Origin of the sequence: Pseudomonas sp. HMSC08G10, from assembly GCF_001808425.1 — a bacterium.
GTDB lineage: Bacteria > Pseudomonadota > Gammaproteobacteria > Pseudomonadales > Pseudomonadaceae > Aquipseudomonas > Aquipseudomonas guariconensis.
In genome coordinates this window covers 1-1,335 of the sequence record NZ_KV793280.1, presented here as the reverse complement: position 1 = coordinate 1,335, position 1,335 = coordinate 1, and the positions used below count along the sequence as shown (strand labels likewise).

The 1,335-nt window shown below is 64.6% G+C and carries 1 protein-coding gene; it reads right to left on the bottom strand.

What is annotated here, in order from left to right:
• Positions 1-3 precede the first annotated feature (3 nt).
• A partial coding sequence (gene mcpA, locus HMPREF3173_RS00005; RefSeq protein WP_070571015.1) for a methyl-accepting chemotaxis protein McpA occupies positions 4-1,335 on the bottom strand: 1,332 nt, incomplete at its 5' end.

Sequence of the window (1,335 nt, the reverse complement as noted above, 5' to 3'; positions counted from 1 at the left end):
GCTTCAGATCCTGAAGCTGCCCACCAGTTGCTTCAACCGCCCCGCCTGCTGGCTCAGGGCATCGCAATGGCGCAGGGTTTCGTTGAGGTTCTCTACCCCTTGCTGGTTGAGGCTGTTGATCTGGGTGATGTCCAGGTTCAGGCTCTCGACCACTGCGCTCTGCTCCTCGGTGGCGGTGGCCACCGACTGGTTCATGCCGTCGATCTCGCCGATGCGCTGGGTCACGCTGGCCAGGCGTTCACCCGCCTGGTTGGCCACCTGCACGGTCTGTTCGCTGGACACCTGGCTTTCGTTCATGGTGTACACCGCCTCGCGCGAGCCCACCTGCAAGCTGGTGATCATGCGGTGGATCTCTTCGGCCGACTCCTGGGTGCGGTGGGCCAGGTTGCGCACTTCATCGGCGACCACGGCGAAACCGCGCCCGGCCTCGCCAGCACGGGCGGCCTCGATGGCGGCGTTGAGCGCCAACAGGTTGGTCTGCTGGGAAATGCCCTTGATCACATCGAGGATCTTGCCGATCTCGTCGGTGCTGGCGTTGAGCGTCTCGATCTGCTCGCACGACTCGCTGATCTTCTGCGAAAGCGCGGTCATGGCGTTGATCGCATCGTCCACCACCTGACGCCCGTCGTTGGCCTGCTCGCTGGCGCCGCTGGCGTGTTGCGAGGCGTCGGCGGCATTGCGGGCGATTTCCTGGGTGGCCGCGCCCAACTGGTTGATCGCCGCGGCGACGCTGTTGGTGCGCATGCTCTGCTCCTCGGAGCCGATGATCGAAGCATTGGAGGCGTGAACCACCTTCTCCGACAGGTCATGCACCAGGCGGGTGGCCGAGGACACCTCGCTGATCGAGGCGTGGATGCGCTCGACGAAGCGGTTGAACGACGTGGCCAGCTCGCCGAACTCGTCCTTGTGCTGCACCGCCAAGCGGCGAGTCAGGTCGCCTTCGCCTTCGGCGATGTCCTGCATGGCGCGGCCCATGGTGGTCAGCGGGCGCATCAGCACCGGGATGAGCAGGCCCAGCAAGCCGGCGATGGCGGCCACGGCGATGAGCATGGCGATGATCGCCGAGGTACGGAACTGGCTCAGTGCGGCGTAGGCTTTGTCTTTGTCGATGGACAGACCGATGTACCACTGCGCCGAAGGCAGGCCTTCGACCGGAGCGAAGGAGATGATCCGATCCTGGCCGTTGAGGGTGACGTCCTGCATGCCTGGCTCGACCTTCAAGGCGGCATCGGGGTAGATGTCCTTGAGGTTTTTCATCAACTGGTCCTTGTCGGGGCTGACGATGACCTGGCCGTTGCGATCGGCGAGGAAGGCGTGGCCGATGCCGCCGAAGTC